General features: G+C 64.0%; 24 protein-coding genes. 6 read left to right on the plus strand and 18 right to left on the minus strand.

Translation table 11 applies throughout. The features are described from left to right. Positions 1-4: 4 nt before the first annotated feature. The 16 genes from ACV17W_RS07500 to ACV17W_RS07575 form a co-directional block, all read right to left on the minus strand. A complete protein-coding gene (locus ACV17W_RS07500) occupies positions 5-790 on the minus strand; it encodes a GntR family transcriptional regulator (protein WP_462595796.1) in 786 nt (261 codons plus the stop codon). Between the two features lie 20 nt (positions 791-810). After that, on the minus strand, positions 811-1,776 hold the full coding sequence (locus ACV17W_RS07505; RefSeq protein ID WP_462595797.1) for a Bug family tripartite tricarboxylate transporter substrate binding protein: 966 nt from the start codon (positions 1,774-1,776) through the stop codon (positions 811-813). 170 nt (positions 1,777-1,946) lie between these two features. Continuing rightward, positions 1,947-2,237, minus strand: coding sequence for a hypothetical protein (locus tag ACV17W_RS07510; protein ID WP_462595798.1), 291 nt, complete (start codon positions 2,235-2,237; stop codon positions 1,947-1,949). Between the two features lie 242 nt (positions 2,238-2,479). Further along, a complete protein-coding gene (locus tag ACV17W_RS07515; protein ID WP_462595799.1) occupies positions 2,480-2,662 on the minus strand; it encodes a hypothetical protein in 183 nt (60 codons plus the stop codon). A 66-nt stretch (positions 2,663-2,728) separates the two neighbouring features. Continuing rightward, on the minus strand, positions 2,729-3,055 hold the full coding sequence (locus ACV17W_RS07520; protein WP_462595800.1) for an NIPSNAP family protein: 327 nt from the start codon (positions 3,053-3,055) through the stop codon (positions 2,729-2,731). A gap of 12 nt (positions 3,056-3,067) precedes the next feature. Then, entirely contained in the window at positions 3,068-3,466 is a 399-nt protein-coding gene (locus ACV17W_RS07525; RefSeq protein ID WP_462595801.1) for a cupin domain-containing protein, read from the minus strand. A 17-nt stretch (positions 3,467-3,483) separates the two neighbouring features. Then, a complete protein-coding gene (locus ACV17W_RS07530) occupies positions 3,484-4,377 on the minus strand; it encodes an NAD(P)-dependent oxidoreductase (RefSeq protein WP_462595802.1) in 894 nt (297 codons plus the stop codon). A gap of 9 nt (positions 4,378-4,386) precedes the next feature. After that, a complete protein-coding gene (locus ACV17W_RS07535) occupies positions 4,387-4,782 on the minus strand; it encodes a carboxymuconolactone decarboxylase family protein (RefSeq protein WP_462595803.1) in 396 nt (131 codons plus the stop codon). 111 nt (positions 4,783-4,893) lie between these two features. Then, positions 4,894-6,120 (minus strand): ABC transporter substrate-binding protein, encoded by a 1,227-nt coding sequence (locus tag ACV17W_RS07540; protein ID WP_462595804.1) that lies wholly within the window; start codon positions 6,118-6,120, stop codon positions 4,894-4,896. A 42-nt stretch (positions 6,121-6,162) separates the two neighbouring features. Beyond that, positions 6,163-6,870, minus strand: coding sequence for an ABC transporter ATP-binding protein (locus ACV17W_RS07545; protein WP_462596494.1), 708 nt, complete (start codon positions 6,868-6,870; stop codon positions 6,163-6,165). Beyond that, complete coding sequence (locus ACV17W_RS07550) at positions 6,863-8,668, minus strand: branched-chain amino acid ABC transporter ATP-binding protein/permease (protein ID WP_462595805.1); 1,806 nt, start codon at positions 8,666-8,668, stop codon at positions 6,863-6,865. Before ACV17W_RS07550 ends, ACV17W_RS07545 begins: the two co-directional genes overlap by 8 nt. Then, positions 8,668-9,630: a branched-chain amino acid ABC transporter permease gene (locus ACV17W_RS07555; RefSeq protein WP_462595806.1), complete on the minus strand. Its 963-nt coding sequence runs from the start codon at positions 9,628-9,630 to the stop codon at positions 8,668-8,670. The genes ACV17W_RS07550 and ACV17W_RS07555 overlap by 1 nt, the downstream gene beginning before the upstream one ends. Positions 9,631-9,651: 21 nt before the next feature. Then, a complete protein-coding gene (locus ACV17W_RS07560; RefSeq protein ID WP_462595807.1) occupies positions 9,652-11,013 on the minus strand; it encodes an MmgE/PrpD family protein in 1,362 nt (453 codons plus the stop codon). 17 nt (positions 11,014-11,030) lie between these two features. Further along, a complete protein-coding gene (locus ACV17W_RS07565) occupies positions 11,031-11,774 on the minus strand; it encodes an SDR family NAD(P)-dependent oxidoreductase (RefSeq protein ID WP_462595808.1) in 744 nt (247 codons plus the stop codon). A gap of 18 nt (positions 11,775-11,792) precedes the next feature. Beyond that, a complete protein-coding gene (locus ACV17W_RS07570) occupies positions 11,793-12,752 on the minus strand; it encodes a tripartite tricarboxylate transporter substrate-binding protein (protein ID WP_462595809.1) in 960 nt (319 codons plus the stop codon). An 88-nt stretch (positions 12,753-12,840) separates the two neighbouring features. After that, the gene (locus tag ACV17W_RS07575; RefSeq protein ID WP_462595810.1) at positions 12,841-14,205 is read right to left on the minus strand and encodes an MmgE/PrpD family protein; all 1,365 of its coding nucleotides are present in this window, start codon (positions 14,203-14,205) and stop codon (positions 12,841-12,843) included. Positions 14,206-14,463: 258 nt separating this feature from the next. On the opposite strand from ACV17W_RS07575, the gene ACV17W_RS07580 reads away from it, so the two are divergent. From ACV17W_RS07580 to ACV17W_RS07595, 4 genes are all read left to right on the plus strand, one after another. Beyond that, positions 14,464-15,165 (plus strand): GntR family transcriptional regulator, encoded by a 702-nt coding sequence (locus ACV17W_RS07580; protein WP_462595811.1) that lies wholly within the window; start codon positions 14,464-14,466, stop codon positions 15,163-15,165. Between the two features lie 128 nt (positions 15,166-15,293). After that, positions 15,294-16,109: an N-acyl homoserine lactonase family protein gene (locus ACV17W_RS07585; protein ID WP_462595812.1), complete on the plus strand. Its 816-nt coding sequence runs from the start codon at positions 15,294-15,296 to the stop codon at positions 16,107-16,109. Then, a complete protein-coding gene (locus ACV17W_RS07590; protein WP_462595813.1) occupies positions 16,106-16,900 on the plus strand; it encodes an SDR family oxidoreductase in 795 nt (264 codons plus the stop codon). The genes ACV17W_RS07585 and ACV17W_RS07590 overlap by 4 nt, the downstream gene beginning before the upstream one ends. Before the next feature lie 25 nt (positions 16,901-16,925). Further along, complete coding sequence (locus ACV17W_RS07595; protein ID WP_462595814.1) at positions 16,926-17,846, plus strand: NAD(P)-dependent oxidoreductase; 921 nt, start codon at positions 16,926-16,928, stop codon at positions 17,844-17,846. 40 nt (positions 17,847-17,886) lie between these two features. Here the strand turns inward: ACV17W_RS07595 and ACV17W_RS07600 are convergent, their stop codons facing one another. Continuing rightward, the gene (locus tag ACV17W_RS07600) at positions 17,887-18,558 is read right to left on the minus strand and encodes a DUF4142 domain-containing protein (protein WP_462595815.1); all 672 of its coding nucleotides are present in this window, start codon (positions 18,556-18,558) and stop codon (positions 17,887-17,889) included. A gap of 255 nt (positions 18,559-18,813) precedes the next feature. Here ACV17W_RS07600 and ACV17W_RS07605 point away from each other — a divergent pair, with 255 nt between their 5' ends. Together ACV17W_RS07605 and ACV17W_RS07610 are read left to right on the plus strand one after the other, a co-directional pair. Then, complete coding sequence (locus tag ACV17W_RS07605) at positions 18,814-20,208, plus strand: APC family permease (protein WP_462595816.1); 1,395 nt, start codon at positions 18,814-18,816, stop codon at positions 20,206-20,208. 100 nt (positions 20,209-20,308) lie between these two features. Beyond that, positions 20,309-20,509 (plus strand): hypothetical protein, encoded by a 201-nt coding sequence (locus tag ACV17W_RS07610; protein WP_462595817.1) that lies wholly within the window; start codon positions 20,309-20,311, stop codon positions 20,507-20,509. A 7-nt stretch (positions 20,510-20,516) separates the two neighbouring features. Here the strand turns inward: ACV17W_RS07610 and ACV17W_RS07615 are convergent, their stop codons facing one another. Beyond that, complete coding sequence (locus ACV17W_RS07615) at positions 20,517-21,017, minus strand: YciE/YciF ferroxidase family protein (RefSeq protein WP_462595819.1); 501 nt, start codon at positions 21,015-21,017, stop codon at positions 20,517-20,519. Between the last annotated feature and the right edge of the window lie 115 nt (positions 21,018-21,132).

Genomic DNA, 21,132 nt, shown 5'->3' on the forward strand with positions numbered 1-21,132 from the left:
TCCATCATGCGCATTCGCCGACAGGCGTCGCCGCAGGCAGCCATGTTGGCTGGCCAGGCATGTCGTGAGCCTGCATGTTCATACGGTATTCGTAGCGGTCAGGACGGTATTGCGCCTGCAGCCATTCCACCGGCCGCCCAGACGTGTCGCGAACCAGGCGATGCAGGGAAAGCAACGCCGCCCCCACCGGCACGTCGAGCAATTCCGCCACCCCAGGCTCGGCCAGCACCGCGGAAATGGCCTGCTCCGCGCCGGCCACCCTCACGTCCAGATCGCGAAAAATCGCGAGCAAGGGTTTCGACGCGAGGTCTTCTCGCCGGATACGGCAGCCGATCTCGTCGGGCACGAAGGTGGTCAGGTGCGAGAACGGCAACCCGTGGTGACTGCGTACCCGCACGGAACGCTGTACCAGGCTGCCTGCCGCAAGCTCAAGGCGGGCGGCAAGCTGACCGGTGGCCGGCAAGGTGTCGAGCTCGATCAATCGCACCTGGGTCTGCATGCCCATGCGGGCAAGATGCGCCATGAGGCCGTCGAGGTCGGAACCCTGCTGGGCCACCGGCACTGCCGTGGGTCGCGCGGCATACGTGCCCCTGCCCTGCCGACGCTCGATCAGGCCTTCGGCCTCGAGCAGGTCGAGTGAACGCCGGATAGTCAGGCGCGACACCCCATATTCGGCGGCCAGTGCGTTCTCGCCCGGCATGGCGACCTCATAGGCAAAGCCGCCTGCCCACAGCCGCTGCTTCAGCAGCAGGTACACCTTGTGGTAAAGCGGAAGCGGGCTGTCGGACACGTGAGGCTCCAGTGAGGGGATCAGTCGACGGTGGCGCCCGTGTATTTCACGATCTCGGCGTACCGCTCGATGTCCTGGCGCACGAACGCGTCCAGTTCTTCCGGGCTGCTGCTGACCGCGGTGGCGGCTTCCCGCTCGAGCAGTTGACGAAACTCAGGCGTATCGACCGCCTTGCGCGCCGCGGCATTGAGCGTGGCAAGCGTGTCTGCGGGCAGTTTGGCCGGGCCGAAGAGGGCGAACCATGCATTGGACTCGAAACCCTTGATGGTATCGCCGATAGGGGGCACACCGGGGAACTGAGCCAGTGGTTTCGGGCTGCTGACGCCCAGCGCCTTGAGCGCCCCACTCTTGATGGAGGGCATCGCATTGAGCGAACTGGCGAACATCATGTCGACCTGCCCCCCAAGCAGATCGGTGATCGCGGGGGCGGTGCCTTTGTACGGCACATTGAGAATATCCATGCCGGTGAGCATTTTCATACGTTCGCCCGCCAGGTGCAGCGACGAGCCGATGGCGCCCAACGCCATGGTGTATTTACCCGGATTGGCCTGCACCAGCGTTACGAACTCGGCCATGGATTGGGCCGGAAAATCCTTGCGCGTGACCAGCACGCTGGGCACATTGGCCAGCATGCTGATGGGCGTGAAATCGCGTACGGGATCGAATGGCAGGTTGCGGTATAGCGACGCGTTGATCGAGAAACTGGTGAACGTCACCAGCAGAGTGTTGCCGTCGGGGTTGCTCTTGGCCACGTAGTCGGCCGCGATATTGCCGCCGGCCCCCGGCTTGTTCTCGACCAGCACGGTGCGCTTGAGATCTTTCCCCATGTGCTGCGCGATGCTGCGCGCCACGGTGTCGGTAGTGCCCCCAGGAGGAGCGCCAACCACGAGTTTGATAGCGTTGCTTTGCGCCCATGCGGCCGACAGCGGCAACGCCAGCGCTCCGGCTATGCCGCACGCAGCGGCCACGCGTATAAGTCCGTACATCGGCTTGTCTCCTGATCTGTTGTATTGATGACAGTACAAGTATACGTAACACCAAGGCGTCGCCGCAAGCCTGCCGCTTCGCGCCCAGGAGTGCTGACGAGACTGCTATGGAAAATAAGCCCGGACCGTCACCGGCCGGGCGTTCGTGCGCCGCAGGGCGGCGCGCCGCTTCAGCAGACGTCGCGCGCTCTGTCGGCCTCGTGCATGGCCAGTCGGAACAGCATCAGCACACAACCGAGGAGGCCCGTTCCCGCCAGCGCCCAGCCGTATGGCTCGCCCAATTGCGGCACCGCCCACAGCGGTGCCGCCAGTCCTGCAAGCGGCGCCACGGCCATACACCCCCAGAAGACTTTGCGGCCGGGGTCGCCTCGCGGCACGCGGCCGCGTGAGTGAATCGCCCTGGAGGCGGCACGCGCCTTTGCGGCACGCGCCCGTTCGAACTCTACGTACACCACTGCCATAAGCCCCTCCTGGCTTAGTCCGCCGGGCAAGCTGCCAGGGCGGGTTCCGCCGACCGGCTGGGTCGCCGGGCTGTGCCGCCCGGTCCACCAGCTATCGGCGGGTTGTCTCAACTGTCGTTACCGCTATGGATACTCTGATAAGCCGCGCGGCGCAATTGGGTTTTGCCTGGCCCGCCTTCAACGCGCGCGATGTCACAGCCCACTGCGGGGCAATGGACGCAATTGGCGTACCCGCAGCCGAGTCAGAATGCCACGGCCGCACCGCCCGAAATCGAGCGGCTGGCTTCGCGGCATCGCTCGCGCAGATCTTCGCCCAGCGCCTGCAGCGACGAGGACGTGAACTGAGCAGAAAAGGTCTCGACGTTGCCCAAGAAACTCGTGCTGCGCGACAGCCTGCCCCGCAACCCGTCGGGCAAGGTGCTCAAGCGAGAACTGCGGCGCGAGTTGGCGGAACAGGCGCCCGACTGAGCGCCGTTGCCGTCTGGCGGGGATTATTTCAAGGCCGAGTAGGCGGTGGGCGCCAGGAACTGGTTCTCGATCCGTTCGACGATGATTTTCTCTGCTTCGCTGGCCGCCCGCTTCTCGATCCATTCGGGGTCCGACTGAAAGGCGTTCCACTTCTGTTCGCGCTCGGCCAGGCTATCCCACTTCAGCAGATAGGTGAGCGACTGGTTCGTGGGTCCGGCAAGCGTGGTCCAGAAACCGATTGGTTCGATGCCATGCTTCTTGAAGAAGCCCAGCGTGGAGGTGGTGAAGCGCTCGTGCAGGGCGGGCAGACGGCCCGGCGCGCAGTGGTAGACGCGTAGCTCGACAATCATCGTGGCCCCCCTTCAGCCGGCCGCGCCAGTACTGCTGGCGTAGTCCTGCTCAGAGACTTCTTCCTGCCAGTTGCTGGCGCCGATCGAGGTGGCCACGTGAATCATGTAAGTGTCGGCGGCCGCACCATGCCAGTGGCGCTCGTTGGGCGGAATCCAGACCACATCGCCCTGCCGGATCGACTGCGCCGGTTGGCCCTCGGCACAGATCCAGCCGCGTCCGGCCGTGACCTGCAGAATCTGGCCCAACTCGTGCGTGTGCCAATAGGTACGCGCTCCGGGCGAGAAGAACACCGAATTGATCGTGACGTTGTCCGTCGTCGGCATGATGGGGTCACCCCACACCACCCCGGTGAACGTTGAACTGCGTTGTTCCGAAACCTTGCCTTCTGCCCTGCCATGAAACACTTTCATTGGATAGTCTCCTGCTTTCAAGTCTTCAGACGGACGCCACCGCTTACATCACCGATGGCGTCCACGACACGATTACTGATCTGGTCTCCGTAGCCCAGGGCCGTGGCCAGGCCAAAGCACGACAGCGGACCAGCCGCATTCAGCGACGCCACGCCCAGCTCGCGGGCCATGTCCACGTACAGCACGACATCTTTGGTCATTAGCTTGCTGGTGAGCCCGCCCTCGAGATAGTTTCCATCGACGATGTGAGGGAAACGGTTCAGCGTGGCGAAGTTGACGCCGCTGCTGCTGTTGAGCACTTCCAGCAAGCGATGCAGATCCAGGCCGGCCTGCTTGCCGGCAACCATGACCTCCGCGGTCGCGGCCAGACTCACGGCATTGAGAAAATTATTCAACAGCTTGGTGGCGTGCCCGGCGCCGCTGGCGCCCATGTGGAGCACTTTGCTGCTGAAGGGCGCGAACACCCACTGCAAGGATTCCACCGTGCCGGCGTCGCCGCCCACCATGAGCGTCAGCTTGCCTTGCTCGGCGGCGGCGGCGCCGCCCGAGACGCCCGCGTCAATGAACTGCACGTCGCGTTGCGCAAACAGCCCGGCCAGCCGCTGGGTGGAACTGGCCGCAGCCGTGCTCAGATCGACGATCACCTGCCCGGGGCGGCACAAGTCCAGGAGGCCCTGCGGCGCCTCCACCACGGCCTCGACCACCCGGCTATCGGGCAGGGACAGCAGCACGACATCGGCGTAGTCCACCGCCTCGCGAAGCGAGCTTGCGGATTGCGCCCCTGCGGCGGCAGCCCGGCTCGCATCGGTGTCATAACCACAGACGGCGATGCCGGCACCCACCAGGCGGCGCGTCATGCGCCCCCCCATATTGCCCAGCCCGATAAAACCCACCCGATCCTGTTGAGCCATGACAGCACCCTAGGCGTTGGCGGCTTCTGCCTCGTAGGCGCTGATCGCCTGCGATGCGACGCGGAAGGCACCCAGGCCGACCGGAACGCCGCAGTACACCGAAGCCTGCATCAGCACGGCGCGGATTTCGTCTTTTGTGACGCCATTCCGCAGTGCGCCCTTGACGTGCGCGGCAAGCTCGTGATGCTGGCTCATGGCGGTGAGTATGGCCAGGTTCAACATGCTGCGCGTCTTGAAAGACAGTGTCGGGTCGCCCCAGATCTCGCCCCAGCAGTACTCAGTGACGAGCTTCTGCATCGGCCTGTTGAAATCGTCGGCCGCCGCCCACGATTTGTCGACGTGCGCGGCTCCCAGCACCCTTCTGCGGTTGTCCAGGCCTTGCTCGAACTGATCATTGTTTTCCATGCTGATTCCTTTTGCCTGCGGCGCAAGCGGCTCGTCAAATTCAATAATACAATAATTCAATATTCTCTCTAGACGGTATGCGATGTGCGCGGGCTCGCCCCGCGCACGTTTTTATTGCTTGCCCGGCCAGATCGGTTGCGCGATGGCCACATCTTCCGGAAACACCGTGACGGGCACGCCGTCCTGCCACTGGATCACAGTCAGCGTTGCACCGACCCGATGCCCGGCTTCATCGAACTTGAGTTCGCCGCCCGGGAAATATGGGGTCTTGCCCTCATCCAGGGTACGCATGGCCTGCGCCACGGACTCGCGATCGGCCTTGCCGGCCTTCTCCAGTGCGGCTTTGATGATCCACATGTCGCCGTAGGTCGAAATGGCGTTCTGGGTCATCCAGGGCTCGTTGTATTCGGCCTTCATGCGCTGGATCAGCGCCTCTTGACCCTTGGCCCCCCAGTTGGCCACAGCGGACATCACGCCGTTGATCAGTTGCGGGCTGACCGTATTGAGCACATCCGGTTCTGCAATGGCGATGCCAAACGAAATCACAGGCACGCGCACGTTGGTCTCGTTCATCTTCTCGAGTATGAGTTTTGCGTCGGAGATCACGGTGGGCAAGAAGAACACCAGATCCGGCCGACGCGACCGTACCCGCTGAATCAGCGACGAGGCATCGGAAAGCGGTGGAGTGAACGTCTCATCGACGACCAGCTCCAGCTTGTTCTTGGCCAGCAGCCCGTCTTTCATGGCTTTTACCGATGAAAGCGATGCGGCGGTGTTGTCGGTAATAATGGCCACGGTCTTGGGACGCTTGCCCGAGGCCTTTTCCGCCAGGTCCAGAATCATCGGCAAGGCCAGGTCGGCCTGGCGCCCGGCGGTGGCCGAAGTCTGAAAGATGTACTTGAATCCGCGTGCCGTGATCTGGTCGGAATACGAAAGGGTCAGCATCGGCAGGCGCGCGCGTTCGGTCACTTCGGTCACGGCGAGCGTGAAAGAGCTCAGATAGGCGCCGGTGCCCGCGACCAGGTCAGGAAAATCCGCCACCATGCGCTGGGCGGCGCTCTTCGCCTTCTCGGTTGAGTCGCCCGAATCCACTACCACCAGTTTCAGCTTGGCGCCGCCCAGGGCCTTGATGCCGCCCTGCGCATTGATATCTTTCACGGCCATTTCCGCACCCATGCGCATCACCTGGCCGGGGCGCGCATAAATGCCCGACATGGGCGCGATCAGACCCACACTCACCGGCGCGGGTTCTGCAGCACTGGCGGGGCCTGCGCCCGACGACAGCCAGCCCGCCAAGGCGGCCGCCAACGCCAGGTACTTTATCGATCGGATGTTCATGATTGTCTCCTCTTGTCCGCTTGCGCGGCGGTTCTTGCCGGCTTACATGCCGAGATACGCGCGACGGACCCGGTCGTCCGCCTGCAACGTTTCGTGGGTGCCTTCCAGAACCACGCGCCCGGTTTCGAGCACGTAGCCGTGATCGGCAAACTGCAGCGCCTCGGCGACGCGCTGCTCTACAAGCAGAATGGTCAGCCTGGCCTCGCGGCGTATGTCTATCAGGCGATCAAAGATGAAATCCGCGATCGCGGGCGACAAGCCCATGGAAGGTTCGTCCAGCATCAGCAAACGGGGCGACGATGCGAGGCCGCGCCCGATGGCCACCATCTGTTGCTCGCCTCCGGACAATGTGCCGGCCAGTTGACGGGCCCGCTGCTTGAGCACGGGAAACCACTCGTAGATGCGGGCCAGATTGCGTTCCCAGTCGCGGCGGCCGGATGCGGTATAGGCGCCCATTTCCAGGTTTTCGAGCACAGTCATCGACGCGAAGACCTGACGACCTTCCGGCACGTGGGCAATGCCCAGATGGGGCCGTTGTGAAGCCGGCACGGCCAGCAAGTCCTTGCCGTCGTATCGGATGGCCCCGGACATCGTGGCCACAGTGCCGGAAACCGTCTTGAACAAGGTGCTCTTGCCGGCGCCGTTGGGGCCGACGATAGACACGAACTCGCCCTCGCGCACCTTGACCGATATGCCGTTGAGCACCGGCAAGGCCGAATAACCGGCCACCAGGCTGTCGATTTCAAGCAGCATTTTTCGCGCTCCATTTCTTGCCCAGGTAGGCCTCGACCACCCGCGTGTCCTGCGTAATGGACTGGGGATCGCCCGTGGCGAGCACCACACCGTGATCGAGCACAACGAACTCGTCGACCAGCCTCACCATGGCCTGCATGGTGTGTTCGATGATGACGATCGTGATGCCCTCTGCCGACAGGCTGCGTATTGCGGCGACCACATCGTCGACCTCACCCTGCCCCAGGCCTGCCAGCGTCTCGTCCAGCAGCAGCAGCTCGGGCTGGCCCGCGACCGCGCGGGCCAGCTCCATCAGACGGAGCTGGCGCGTCGTCAGCACAGAAGCGACACGATCGGCACAGTCGGCCAGGCCGACGCGTTCGATGGCCTGCGCGGCCAGCGCCTCGGCCTCGGATTCGCTGCGGGCCTTCACGTAGGCGCCAATCCTGACGTTCTGCGCCACGGTCAGCCGCATGAACGGACGCATGACCTGGAAAGTGCGCCCCACCCCTGCCGCGCAAAGCACATGAGGCTTGCGGCCCGCCATGTCGACGCCCTTGAATACCACCTGCCCCGTGTCGGGTTTCAGGAAGCCGTTCAACAGATTGAACAGGGTAGTCTTGCCGGCGCCGTTCGGCCCGATGATGCCCAGGATCATTCCCTTGCGCACCTGGAAGCTGACGTTGTGCACCGCCTTCAGTCCGCCGAAGCTGCGGGACAGGCCCTGTACATCGAGCACCACCTCGTCGCTGGCTGGGCGGCGCCGCGGCATCGGCGCCGCTGCGGTGGCGGCGAGTACATCTGCCGTCGGATATGGCTCGGCGCCATGCTCTGCTCGCGCCTGTGCGTTTGCTTGCGGTTGCCGCAATGCACCGCGCCGCAGTAAGAAGTCACGGGTCTTCCAGAAAACCCCTTCCGGGGCCGCGAGGATCACCACGATGATGGCAATGCCGAGGATCACACCCTGGATACCGGGGTACGCGGCACCCAGTTCGGCGTGCAGGATTTCGCCCAGGGGAATCAGAATCGCCGCGCCGATGATGGGCCCCCACACCGTGCCCACGCCGCCGAACATCGTGACTGTCAACGCCTGCGCCGACACCAGCATGCCGAACACGGATATGGGAGTCACCACCAGCAGCACCACGGCATAGAACGCGCCCGTAGCGCCCGCGATTGCGCCGCTGAGCGCGATCGCCTTGAGTTTCCAACGCAGCGTATCGATGCCTGCCGCCTCGGCTGCCGCTTCGTTCTGCTTGATGGCAATGAGCGCCATGCCGAAGCGGGTGCGCTCGACATAACGGGTCAGCATCACGAACAACAGCAGCATCGCCATGGCCACCACGGTATACAGCCAGGGGTTCGAGAACTGCATATACCGCGCGGGATGGTCGCGCACCATGGGAAACGTCACTTCCTGGTATCCCAGCCACTCGAAGACATACAGCAGGGCAAGCGGATAGGCCAGCATGGCCAGCGCGAAGTAGTGCCCGCGCAGCCGGAACGTGGGCAATCCCACCAGCAGGCCCGCTACTGCCCCGATGACTCCCGACAGCGGGATCATCAGCCATGGCGACAGGCCCAGATTGATCTGTCCCAGCACCGCCGCATAGGCGCCCAGGCCGAAGAACGCGGCGTGGCCGAACGACACCAGCCCGGTGTAGCCGCTCAGCATGTTCCACGACAGGCCGAAGCATGCCCACACCAGCACCAGCGTGAAGATGAGCTGGTGATAGGAGTTGTCGACCAGCAGCGCTGCGCCCAGGTAGGCGGCCCCAGCCGCCAGCATGATCAGGAATGTGCGCATCGATTTCATCAGGTCCGCTCCGCGACGCGGCCGAAGAATCCCTGCGGCCGGAGAATGACGATCAGCAGAAAGAAAACGAAGATGGCTGCGTTCTGCAACTGCGTGGGCAACACCAGGCTGGACAACTGCTGGACCAGGCCGATGACCATGCCTCCCCAGAACGCGCCCAGGATGCTGCCTATGCCGCCCAGCACGACACCGGCATACATCACGATGACGAACTCCAGCCCGACGAAGGGATGAAAGGGGTAATTGGTGGCCAGGAGACCGCCGGCCAGAGCCGTGATGCAGGTTCCCAGGGCGAATGCGATGCGATAGGCGCCGTCGACATCGATACCCATATACGACGCGGCGACCGGGTTGTCGGCGGCCGCCCGCAGCGACTTGCCCAGGCGGCTATGACCCACTGCCATCGCCAGTGCCACGATGGCCGCGACGGAAATCAGCGCGGCAATGCCCCGCCCCTTATTGACGAAGACGCTGACGAAGTCGCCCCATAGCGGCCCGATTTCCCAGGCGCTGCTCGACAGCGGTGTGCGTATGGATTCGAGCTCCGGGCCGAACAGCATCATGGCGCCGTTCTGCAGCACGAGTGCAATGCCCAGAGTCAGGATCAGCTGCGCATAATGGCCCTCGCCCTCGAGGCTGGCCGTCCTGCCGCCGGTGACGCGGGATATCAGCAGGCGGTGCACCAGGTAGCCCACGCAATACATCACGGGCAGGGCCAGCAGCATGGACACATAGGGGTTCAGCATCGACCCCGCCATGCCAAGGCCGGCCAGCAGCACGAAGAAAAAATAGGTGACATACATGCCGAGCATCATGAAGTCGCCCTGGGCAAAGTTGATCACGCGCATGATCCCGAAGATCATCGCGAGGCCTACGCACATCAGGCCGTAGATGCCGCCTACGAGCAGCCCCGCAGCCAGCGACTGCAGGAATGCTTCCAGATGAATTTGCAGTTCGGTCATATCTGCTTCCTTGCTGTAGAGTCAGTCCGCACGCGCCGCGCACAGGCGCGGCAGTTCGCCCGCGTCGGCAACTTCTTCGAACTCATCGACCAGCGTTTCGATCCGCGCCACTGTGCCGGCGTCCAGCACCGTTTCTGCGGCCTGCCGGAATCGGGTACGAATCAACGCCTCATCCGCCGCCACGACATCGTCCAGCGCGACGCTGACGCTGTTGCCGTCCTCCAGCTGCAGCCTCACTCGGGCCCCCTGGCGAGCCGGGAACGCGGCGCTGTAGCCGGCGTCGGCGCGAATCGTCGTGACGGCCACCAGCCGGGCGATCTCGGGATCGTGCAGATCCTGGTAGTTGCTTTCGGAGATGGCGCCTCGGGCGAGCGTGGCTGCCACGCCGAACGGGATGCTCATCTTGGCCTGCAGGGCGTACTGGAATGGCCCGGCAGCGGCGCAACCGGGGTATGACACCGCAGCCTGGGTAGTCTCGACGCACACCTCGACGATGCGGCGGCCCTGGGCTTCACGCACCGCCATCAAGGCCGCCTGGCACGGTGTCTGGGCAAAATTGCAGGCAGGCGCAGGTTTGTTGAAGACGTATTCGATTTCAACCGTTCCGTCCGCGAACAGTCGCACGCCCCCTGGCATGGGCGCACGCGCGTAGGCGTGAAAGAAGCCGGCATCGCCTTCCAGAATGGTCGCTGAACCCTGCGCGCCGCAGCGCGCCAGTTCCAGGCAGGCCCAGGCATTACGCACGGCGAAGCCGGGATGAAAATACATCTCGCTGCCTCCGGTATGCGCCCATTCGTTCAGGCCTGCGCAGCAGTTGCCGGCAAGCGCCAGCGCATGGCGCGTGCGGGTCGCGTCCAGTCCATAGAGTCGCGCGCCCACTATCGTGGCAGCGAAAGGGCCGACCAGTCCGGTGGGCCGGAACAGGCGAGCGAGCGCAGGGGTGATGATGGCCCGCCCCAGCCGCGCCCCGACCTCATATCCGACCACGGCGGCATGCAGCAACTGTTGCCCGGTCACCCGCTGCTGCTGCGCGACCGCCAGCGCCATTGGCCACACCACCACGCCCAGGTGCGCCACGCTGCCAGCGTGCATGTCTTCGCGCACCAGTCCGTGTCCGGCGACGGCATTGGCAAACGCGGCCGCGTCCGGTTGCCGCGGGCCGGCGCGGCCGATCACGTGCGCTCCGCCGGCGGCAGGCCGGGCCAGGGCCGCGGCCTGTTCGCTCCAGGGCAGCGGCAGCGCCTCGAGTGCGCACGATAGGTAGTCCAGCAGGCAGAGCCGGGCTCGCGCCATGGCACTTACACCGAAACGGTGCTCGGCCAGCCCGTCTCGGGTCAATTGATCCGCGGCGCTGGCGACCGGTATGACTTTGGAGTCGAACACGGGAATCCGGCCTCGCGTCAGTAGCCCATGACTGTCATGGCCCCATCGATCTTCAGCGTCACGCCGGCGACGGACGCGGCTTCGTCCGAGGCCAGGAAGACAGCCGCGGCGCCGATATCCGTCGCTTCGGCCAACCGGCGCAACGGCGTGCGCGCCCGGCGGGTCTCCCATCCCTGGGCGTCTATCACCGAGCTTGCGCCTGGCGTGACCACAGGCCCCGGGGCCAGCGCGTTCACGCGTATGCGTTGAGGCCCAAGTTCAACAGCCTGCTGGCGCGTCAACGTGTCGAGCGCGCCCTTGATGCAGCTGTACACCGAGGCATTCTTGATCGCCACCGAAACCGCGACAGATGACAGATTGATGACCGCCCCACCGCCGCGCGCCACCAGGTGCGGCGTGGCGGCCTGCAGGCACCACAGGGCGCCTTTCAGGCCCACGTCTATCATCTTGTCGACCACCGGCTCCGGCATGTCGGTCAGCAAGCCGTAGTGGAAGTACGCGGCGTTGTTGACCAGTATGTCCAGCCCCCCTGCCTGCACGACATATCCGTCGATCGCCGCGCACACGGCCGCCCGGTCCGACACATCGCACTGCAGCAGGCTGGCGCCGGGCACTGTCGCCACCGCCTGCTGCAGCAAGGACAGGTTGTTGTCCAGCATGGCGACCGAAGCGCCTTCGCGCGAAAATGCCAGCGCGATTTCCTTGCCTATACCGCCCGCGGCGCCGGTCACGACCGCGATCTTGCCGTCCAGTCTTCCCATGTCTTGCTCCGCTTGATTTCAGGGCTGCAGGTTGCGCTCTTTGACGATCTTTCCCCACTTGGCGATTTCGTCGCGCAGGTATTGCTCGGCCTCTTGAGGTGAATTCGCCACCACCTCGGTACCGTCTCGTTCGAAAAAACGTTGCATCACTGGCCCGCCCGCCACCTTGACGGCGGCGCGGCTGAGCACCTCGATCACCTCCGGTGGCGTGCCTGCGGGGGCCGCCAGAATGAACCAATTGCGGGCCTCGACGCCGGGCAGGGTCTCGGCCACCGTGGGGGTATCGGGCAAGGTGGCCATGCGTTTCGCGCCTGTCGTCGCGATCAGATTCAGGCTGCCTGCACGCACATGGGGCAACGAAGACGCCGGGTTGTCGACCATCACGTCGACCTCGCCGCTCAGCAGATCCTTGAAAGCTGCGCCCGCGCCTTTGTATGGAACCTTGGTGAATGTCACGCCCGCCTGGGCGGCGATCATTTCAGTCGCCAACGCCTGCATGCCGGTAATGCCGCTGAGCGCGACGTTGATGGGCTCACCCGCCTTGGCCATGCGCAAGAGGTCCTCGATGCTCTTGCCCTTGAACTTCTTGCTGGTCACCACGACTTGCGGCGCCGCGGCCAGTATGGTGATCGGCGCGAAATCGTTGATCGGGTGGTATGGCGCCTGCGGGTAAAAAGCCGGCGTCGTGCCGAAGGCGGCGGAACTGAGCAGCAAGGTATAGCCGTCCGGCGCAGCCCGAGCCACTTCCGCCGCGCCCGTCTGGCCCGTGGCGCTGGGCTTGTTCTCTACCACGACGGTCTGCCCAAGCTCTGCACCCAGTTCCTGCGCAAACGGACGCGTCAACGCGTCCACTCCGCCTCCGGCGGCGAAGGGCACCACGATGCGCACGGCCTTCTCGGGAAAGGCGGCATGGGCGGCCGCCGATAACGCCACACCCGTCAACGCCGCCGTCGCCACCCGCAGATAGTGTTGCCACATGATCTATGTCTCCTCGTTATATTGCTTTTCATGGCCCTCCGAGCCGCAACGCGATAGCGCGCCGCAGGCTCATCGGGGAGCTTCGAAATCAGGCCTTCACGGCCAGAGCCATCACCTGCGTCACATCGGGCAGGGTATCCATGCGCCAAACGGCATCGATCAGCGGTGCGGGGTCCCAACCCGGCCGGCTCGCGAGCGACAACGCGCGCAGCTTGTGTTCCAGTTCGCCATCGCTTAAAGGGCGCGCCGCGGATCCGCGAGCGGCTTCCACCAGGTGCGTCAGCTCGCGACCATTTCTCCAGACCAACCGGACTTGTGCCGCATCGACGGAAAAGCCTGGATCATCGTGAATCTCTACTTTCTGCCCGAGAGCCATGACGGCCGGGTCTTGCACCGAGGCATCGTCGAACTCCTGCAGGCCGGCACGCCCGCGCGTCAGCGACACGGCCACCGCATGCTGGGCGCTCACCTGGGATGCACGGCCCGTGGTGACCGCGGGACGGTCGGTGCGTTGCCGCAACAGCGGGTGCCCGGTCAGGATGACGCGCTCAATATCTCCCAGCCCGGCCTCGACCACCCGCGCGTCTGAAGCCAGCTCCAGGCACCCATCAATAACCGGGTTGAGCACGACACCGCAGGGGTATGGCTTATAGGTGTTGCACGCCAGCTGCCAGTGTTCGCCCAGATCGCGCGTTATAGCGTCGAAATCTGGCTGATCGCAGGTGACCCTGAGAAAGCCGCGCGCGCCTTCCAACGGAGTGTCCGGTCCGGCAAAGCCCTCTTGCGCCAAGAGCGCCGCCAACAACCCATTTCGGGCGGCGTTGCCCACGCTGACGCTCTTGGACATGGTGCCCAGCGTTTCAACCAGCCCGCCTGCCTGCGCCGCCGCCGAGCCCAGCGCCCATGCCAGCTGTTGCGGCCCAAGGCCCAAATGCCGCCCTGCTGCCATCGCTGCGCCGAAGACCCCGCAGGTAGAGGTAATGTGCCAGCCACGCGAATAATGGCCGGGCGACACGGCCAGGCCGATGCGGCATTCGGCTTCCACGCCCAGCACAAACGCCAGCATCAGTTGCTCGCCGCTCATCGGCCGCGCCTGCGCCAGCGCGAAAAGCGCGGGCGCAACGGGCGCGGTCGGGTGAATGATGGTGGGCTGATGGGTGTCGTCATAGTCATAGACGTTCGCGGCCATCGCGTTCAGAGCCGCGGCATTGAGCAGATCCATGCGCTCGGAACGCCCGACCAGCCCAGCCTGCCGATCGGCCGCGAATCGCCCATAGACATTGACCGCGATATCCAGCGTGGGATCTGCCGAACCGGCCATGGCCACCGCGAAGTAATTCATCAGCGACCTGCGGGCCTGGTGGCGCACGGGCTCAGGTATGTCTTCCCAGCGGCAGTCCGCGACGAACCGTGCCAAGGCTTGAGAGATACCGGACACATTGCCTGCCTGCATGGATGTTGTCTCCTGGGCCACGCTCATGCGTGGCGCTGCCGACGCTGCCAGCTTCGATCCCAGAGCTGACGCGGCTGATTTTTCGGTATTATAAACAGATTGTATGATTGAATAATCGTTTTTTTACCGACCCAATCATTCTCCCGGCAACGGATACGTACCGGGAGCGCCCCCGTAAAACAATGGCCGGCCGCGAACTCCCGCTAAAATGCGGCCAGCCAGTACACTGAATCCGACCGCCACTACGCCATCTATCGCATGAACGCTGCCGAGCTCCCTGCCGACTTCAAAGTTCCCCGCGCCGCTTCTGTGCTGCGCCATAGTGTGACCGAGAGCATCCGCAACGCCATCCTGGTGGGCCGGTTCCAGCCGGGCGAACGCCTGCCCGAGCGCGAGCTTTGCGAAATGACGGGGGTGAGCCGCACGCTGGTGCGCGAAGCCCTGCGCCAGCTCGAGTCCGAAGGGCTGATCCACGTCATTCCCCATCGAGGGCCGGTGGTCGACCGCCTCTTGCCGGAGCAGGCCGAAGGCATTTATCAGGTACGCGAAGAGCTCGAGGGCCTGGCCTGCCAGCTATTCGCCGAACGCGCGACGGATGACCAGTTGAAGTCGCTCCAGTCCGCGTTCCAGGCACTCAAGCGCGCCTTCGCACAGGGCGGCTCACTGGAGCAGCTCGCGGCCAAGAATCATTTCTACCAACAACTGCTGGACGGGGCCGGCAACGAAGCCCTGACCACCACGTTGCGGCTGTTGAATTCGCGGGTCATGCTGCTGCGATCCACGTCCATGCAGGCGCCGGGCCGCGCCAAGAAAAGCCTTGCCGAACTTGGGGCGCTGCTCGAAGCCCTGGCCGCGCGCGATGGACGCGCGGCACGCAAGGCAGGCAGCCTTCATGTACGCAGCGCGGCCCGCGTGGCAATCAAGATTCTGCGGGAAACTCAGGCCGCCACCGCCGAGTAGCCGGGTTCGACCCGATCAGCCCGGCACGCTTCACGCGGCCGGGCTTTGCTTTGCCTGCTAATACTATAATACAATCCTACCAAGCATAAACATACCCGCGGACAGCACCCGGTTCCAGGAGACAGCCCTTGACCACCGCTCCCACCCCTTTCGAGGTGTACGCCGTGCGCTATGCGCGCCACGGCGGGCGCCGCCCGGCAGACAACTACCTGGGCAGCGTTGATTTCCACGATGCCGATTCAGACCTCGACTACTACATCTGGGTGGCACGCCGGGACGATGAATGCTACGTCATCGATACCGGCTTCGATGCCGATTCGGCAAGGCAACGCGGACGCGAACTGCTGATGCGCCCGGCCGACGGCCTGGGGCTGCTGGACATCGACGCCGCGCAAGTGCGCGATGTCATCATCACGCACTTGCACTACGACCACGCCGGCACGCTGAATGATTTCCCTGCCGCTATGTTTCATATCCAGAACGCCGAGCCTGCTTATGCCACCGGCCGCTGTATGTGCCACGGCACCTTGCGCCACCCCTATTACGTTGAAGATATCGTCGCGTTCGTCCGCACTCTTTATGCGGGGCGCGTGCAATTTCACCAGGGCCAGGCCGATTTGGCGCCCGGCCTGACGCTGCATCTGGTAGGCGGCCACACGGCCGGGCTGCAGGTCGTTCGCGTCTGGACGCGACGCGGCTGGGTCGTCCTGGCATCCGATGCCACTCACCTGTATGGCAATATCGACCATGGAGTGCCATTTCCCGCGGTGTACAACGTGGGCGACATGCTCGAAGGGCATCGCATCGTGCGCCAACTGGCCGACAGTCCGGACCATATCGTGCCCGGCCACGACCCTCTGGTGATGCACCGCTATCCGGCCGCCAGCCCAGCGCTGCAGGGCAAGGTCGCTCGGCTGGATGTCGCGCCCTTGCAACTCGCATGAATGACTTCAGTCTGCGCGACCGCTGCGCCTTGATCACCGGCTCGACATCCGGCCTGGGCCTGGCTATTGCCGGACAGCTTGCCGCGGCCGGCTCACGCATCATGCTGCACAGCCTGCATGACGATGCTTCGGCCCGCCGCGTGCGGACCGAACTCGCCCGGCGGCACGGCGTCGACGTATTGCTGCGAGCCGCAGACCTGGCCGACGTAGACCAGATCGAAGCCCTGACGGAAGCCGCGCATGACGCCTTCGGCGGTATCGATATTCTGGTGAACAATGCCGTCGTGCGCCATTTTGCGCCCGCGGAAGCCCTGCCTCGCGACCATTGGGACGAAGCGCTGGCGGTCAACCTGTCGGCCGCCTTCCACCTGTCGCGCCTTTGCATCCCCGGCATGCGCGTGCGCGGGTGGGGTCGCATCATCAACCTCTCGTCTGTCTATGGTGCCCGCGCCACGCCAAACCGGGTCGGCTACATCACGACCAAGACCGCTCTCCTGGGCATGACGCGGGCGCTGGCCGTCGAAACTGCCCCGCACGGCATCACCTGCAATGCAGTGGCCCCTGGCACGGCGCCCACCCCTGCGATCGAGGCTCGCATTGCGGGGCTCGCGCGGGAGCGCGGAATCAGCGAGGAGCAGGCTCAACACGACTATCTGGCGGGGCGCCACCCCACCGGCCGCTTCGTCGCCGCGCGCAACGTCGCCGCGCTGATCGGCTTTCTCTGCGGCGAGGCCGCCGCCGACATCACCGGTGCAGTGCTTCCCATCGATGGCGGCTGGACAGCCGCCTAAACCGTGCTTTTGGAATACGGCAACCATGAACGAAAAACGCAAAGACACCCTGGGATTCGTCGGCATCGGCCGCATGGGCGCTCCCATGACCACCCGCCTGTTGCAAGCCGGCTATGACGTGGTGATATACGATCCGAATCAGCAGGCGGTCGCCTCGCTGGTAGCCGAGGGCGCGCGTGCGGCGAGCAGCCCGCGCGGTGTGGCCGACGCCGCCCGGACGGTGCTGCTGTCCCTTCCCTTGCCACAGGTCGTCACCGAGGTAGGTCTGGGCGCAGAGGGCCTCGTGCACGGCTCCGAAGTCGAGACCGTCATAGACCTGTCCACGTCCGGCCCCGAAGCGGCGGAAGCCCTGGCCGCCGGATTGCAGCAGCGCGGCATCACACTGATCGACTGTCCCGTCAGCGGCGGCGTGGCAGGTGCTCAGAAGGGCTCGCTGGCCCTGATGGTGGCGGGTGCCGATGACGCCTATCAGGCCGTGCTTCCCGTGCTGGAGGTTCTGGGGCAACCACTCTACGTGGGCCCGCGTGCCGGCATGGCCCAGACGATGAAAGTGATCAACAATCTGGTGTCGGTCACTGCCCTTGCGATCACGTCCGAAACGCTGGCCTTGGGTGTCAAGGCCGGGCTGGACCCGGACACCATGGTGCAGGTGATCAACGCAGGTTCCGGGCGCAGCAATGCGTCGGAAGACAAAATACCGAAATACGTGCTCAGTAGAAGATTCGATTTCGGCTTCGCCATCGGCCTGTCGGCGAAAGATGTACGTCTTTGCCTTGAGACGAGCGAACGCCTGGGCGTGCCCTTGCGTGTGGGCGAGGCCGTGCGTCAGCTGCTGAATGCCACGCGCGACAAATTCGGGGATCAGGCCGACATGACCGAGATCATCCGCTACGTCGAAGCCGATGCCGGCGTAGAAGTACGCGGAAAAGCGGCCGGGCAGGCCTGAACAGCCCGGCCCGGCCGCCGTCAGCTTCGGGAAGGCTGGGTTACTTTCGCGCCTTCACTTGCTCTTGAAGCTTCTTGGCCATGGACAGGTGCTCCTGCAAGGCCGGGAGCGTCTTCTGCGCGAACGCCTTGATTTCCGGGTCCTTCGCGTCCTGAGCGGCTTCCTCGAACAACTTGACGGCGTCTTCGTGCGCGGCCACGCCGATGTGGTCCATGTACATTTCATCGAAGCCATCGTCAGTCAGGCTCAGGGTCTTGAGCTTGGCCTTCATCAGCAGAGACGGGTCGGTCGGAGGCGTGTAGCCCTTGGACTTGGCCAGCTCAGCCAACTCTTCGCCGACTTTGGTGTGGTCCTGGATCATCTTGTCGGCGAAGGCTTTCACATCCGGATTCTTCGACTTTTCCTGCGCCATCTTGCTGCCCTCGATCTCGGCATGTCCCGACTGCGCAGCGTTCTCCAGAAAGTCTTTGTCGTCGCCATCGAGCTGGTCGCCAGCAGCGTCTTTCTGTTGTTGTGCTCTGGCCTGGCCCTGCTGGGCGGCATCCTGCATCGGCGTCGCGCCAGGCTGCTGCGCCTGGTTCTGGCGCTCCTGCTGGGCCGCACCTTGTGCGGCGGGCGCGGGGGTAGCGGGCGCTTGCTGCGCCAGGCTGCCGCCGGCCACCAGCATGCTGCCGGCCGCCATCATACTGAGTGTCAGTGTGCTTAATTTCATAAGGCCTCCGTTGCGACACGCGTCTCGCGTGCGGGTTGTCTGGCTTTCCTGAAGCCGGAAAGTCCGCTTGTCACAGCAATTCGCGTACCCGGCTTATCCGGAGCAATCCAATGGCGGCGAAATCCTGGGTGGAAGAAGCGGAACTGAACGCCGGCCGGATGAAAAATTTGGTTATCTTCCGTGACACAGTGGCGGGCGACTAACGGCACGCAACTGGCACATACTTGCCTCCTACGAAAACATGAGGAGAGAAGCATGTCGAACCAGGAGAGCCTCGACCAAACCCCCTTGAAGCGGGTTCTGGGGCCGAAGCTGCTGCTACTGTTCATCGTGGGCGATATTCTGGGCACGGGCATCTACGCCCTGACAGGCCAGGTCGCCGCGGAAGTCGGAGGGGCCGCCTGGGCGCCGTTCCTCGTCGCCTTCCTGATCGCGCTGCTTACCGCCTTCTCTTACCTCGAGCTTGTCACCAAGTATCCGCGTGCGGCCGGCGCGGCGCTGTATGTGCACAAAGCGTTCGGCGTGCACTTCCTGACCTTTATTGTCTGCTTCACCGTCATGTGCTCGGGACTGACTTCCGCCGCCACCGCTTCGAGGGCCTTTTCTTCCAATCTCTTTGCCGCGATGGGCTTCGACGGCGATCCGATCATGGTGACGCTGGGTGCGCTGGGCTTCATGCTGCTGGTGATGTTCATCAACTTCCGCGGCGTGTCCGAAAGCGTCAAGACCAACGTAGTGCTCACGCTGGTTGAACTCAGCGGACTGCTGCTCGTCATTGTGCTGGGCTTCTACGCGATCGCGGGCGGCCAGGCTGACTTCTCTCGCGTGATCGCCTTCGATACGCCTGAGGACAAAAGCGTGTTCCTGGCGGTGACGTCGGCCACGGCGCTGGCATTTTTCGCCATGGTGGGGTTTGAGGACTCGGTGAACATGGCCGAAGAAACTCACGCCCCGCATCGAATCTTTCCCAAAGTCATGCTGACGGGCCTTGGGATCACGGCCGTGATCTATGTGCTGGTATCGATCTGCGCCGTGGCTCTGATCCCGGTCGGTGAACTGGCGGCCAGTTCGACCCCGCTCGTGCTGGTCGTGGAGCGCGCTGCTCCCAATCTGCCCGTAGACACCATCATGCCGATCATCTCGATGTTCGCGGTGGCCAACTCGGCACTGATCAACATGATGATGGCGAGCCGCCTGCTTTACGGTATGTCGCGGCAAGGTGTGTTGCCCAGGTTCCTCGCGGCGGTCCACACGCGGACGCGTACCCCCTGGGCTGCCATCCTGTTCACCACGGCGCTGGCTCTCGGGCTGATCGTGCTCGTATCGGCCAGCAGTTCGAATGCCATCAGCGCGCTGGGGGGCACCACCGCCCTGCTGCTTCTGGGAGTATTCGCATTCGTGAATATCGCCGTACTCGTGCTGCGGCGCGATCGCGTCGAACATTCCCACTTTCGCGCCAATACCGTACTCGCCTGCCTGGGCGCAGCGGCCTGCCTCTTCATGGTCACACCGCTGACCGGCCGAGATCCCATCCAGTACCAGGTGGCCGGCTGGCTGCTGGCGCTGGGGGTGGTGATGTGGGGCATCACCTTGCTTTTCAATCGCAACCAGCCCGCCCGGATCGACCCGGAACACCTGACCGAAGAATAAACCCGACCCACGATCGACAGAAGGGGCGCCTCGGCGCCCCATTTTTCTCTCCATGGCACGGAGATTGCTCCGCAACGGCGTCACACCCGCCTGCGCTCCCATGAAGAAACGCTATTCGATTACGGTGCACCCACGCTGGGACCTGACGTTCCGTGCAAGCGCACAACAGGTGCAAGCCATGCGGGCCGAAGGACTCGTCATAGACGAGCTATGCAATACCGTTCCCGCCTGGCTGCCAGGCCCCCTGGTTCGCGGCTGGTGCCGCCTGCAGGACGCCTGGCAATGGCTGCGGGTATTTTGAATCGAGCCTATTTGCCCTTTTGCTGTGCCACAGGATTGGTTTCGCTTTCAGCCAGCATGGTCAGCTTTTCGTCCGTCGCCTTTTCTTCCTGCAAGGTCTGGTACAGCAGCTTTTCCGCGTCCTTGAAGCCTGCACGCCGGGCGAAGGTGCACAAAGTGCCATAGCTTGCAATTTCGTAATGTTCCACCTTCTGCGCCGCCGCGATCAGCGCGGCGTCCAACACCGGGCCCTTGGGGATTTCGTCGATCACTTCCTTGCCTTCTTCCACCAGCCCCTCCATGGCGGCGCATTTGATGCGTTTGAGCTTGATCTCGCATAGCTCGACCACCTGGTCGATGCGCTCGATCTGGCCGTGGGTCTCCTCCAGGTGCGCCTGAAATGCTTCGGCAAGCTTGGGGTTGGTTGCAGCGCGAGCCAGTTTGGGCAGGGCCTTGGCCAGTTGTTTCTCGGCACTGTATATGTCGGATAGTTCGTGAATGAACAGGTCTTGCAGGGTCTTGGCAGCCATGAGTGGTCTCCGTGGGTTGCTGGGAATCGAACCTTGCAGGTAGCAATCGCTATACCCGCTGCCCTCTGCAGAAGGCATCAACACTGCGTAGCCCCAGCCATCCAGGAAAGGCAGG

It is taken from the genome of Bordetella sp. MIP270_01_BMS (assembly GCF_054958705.1).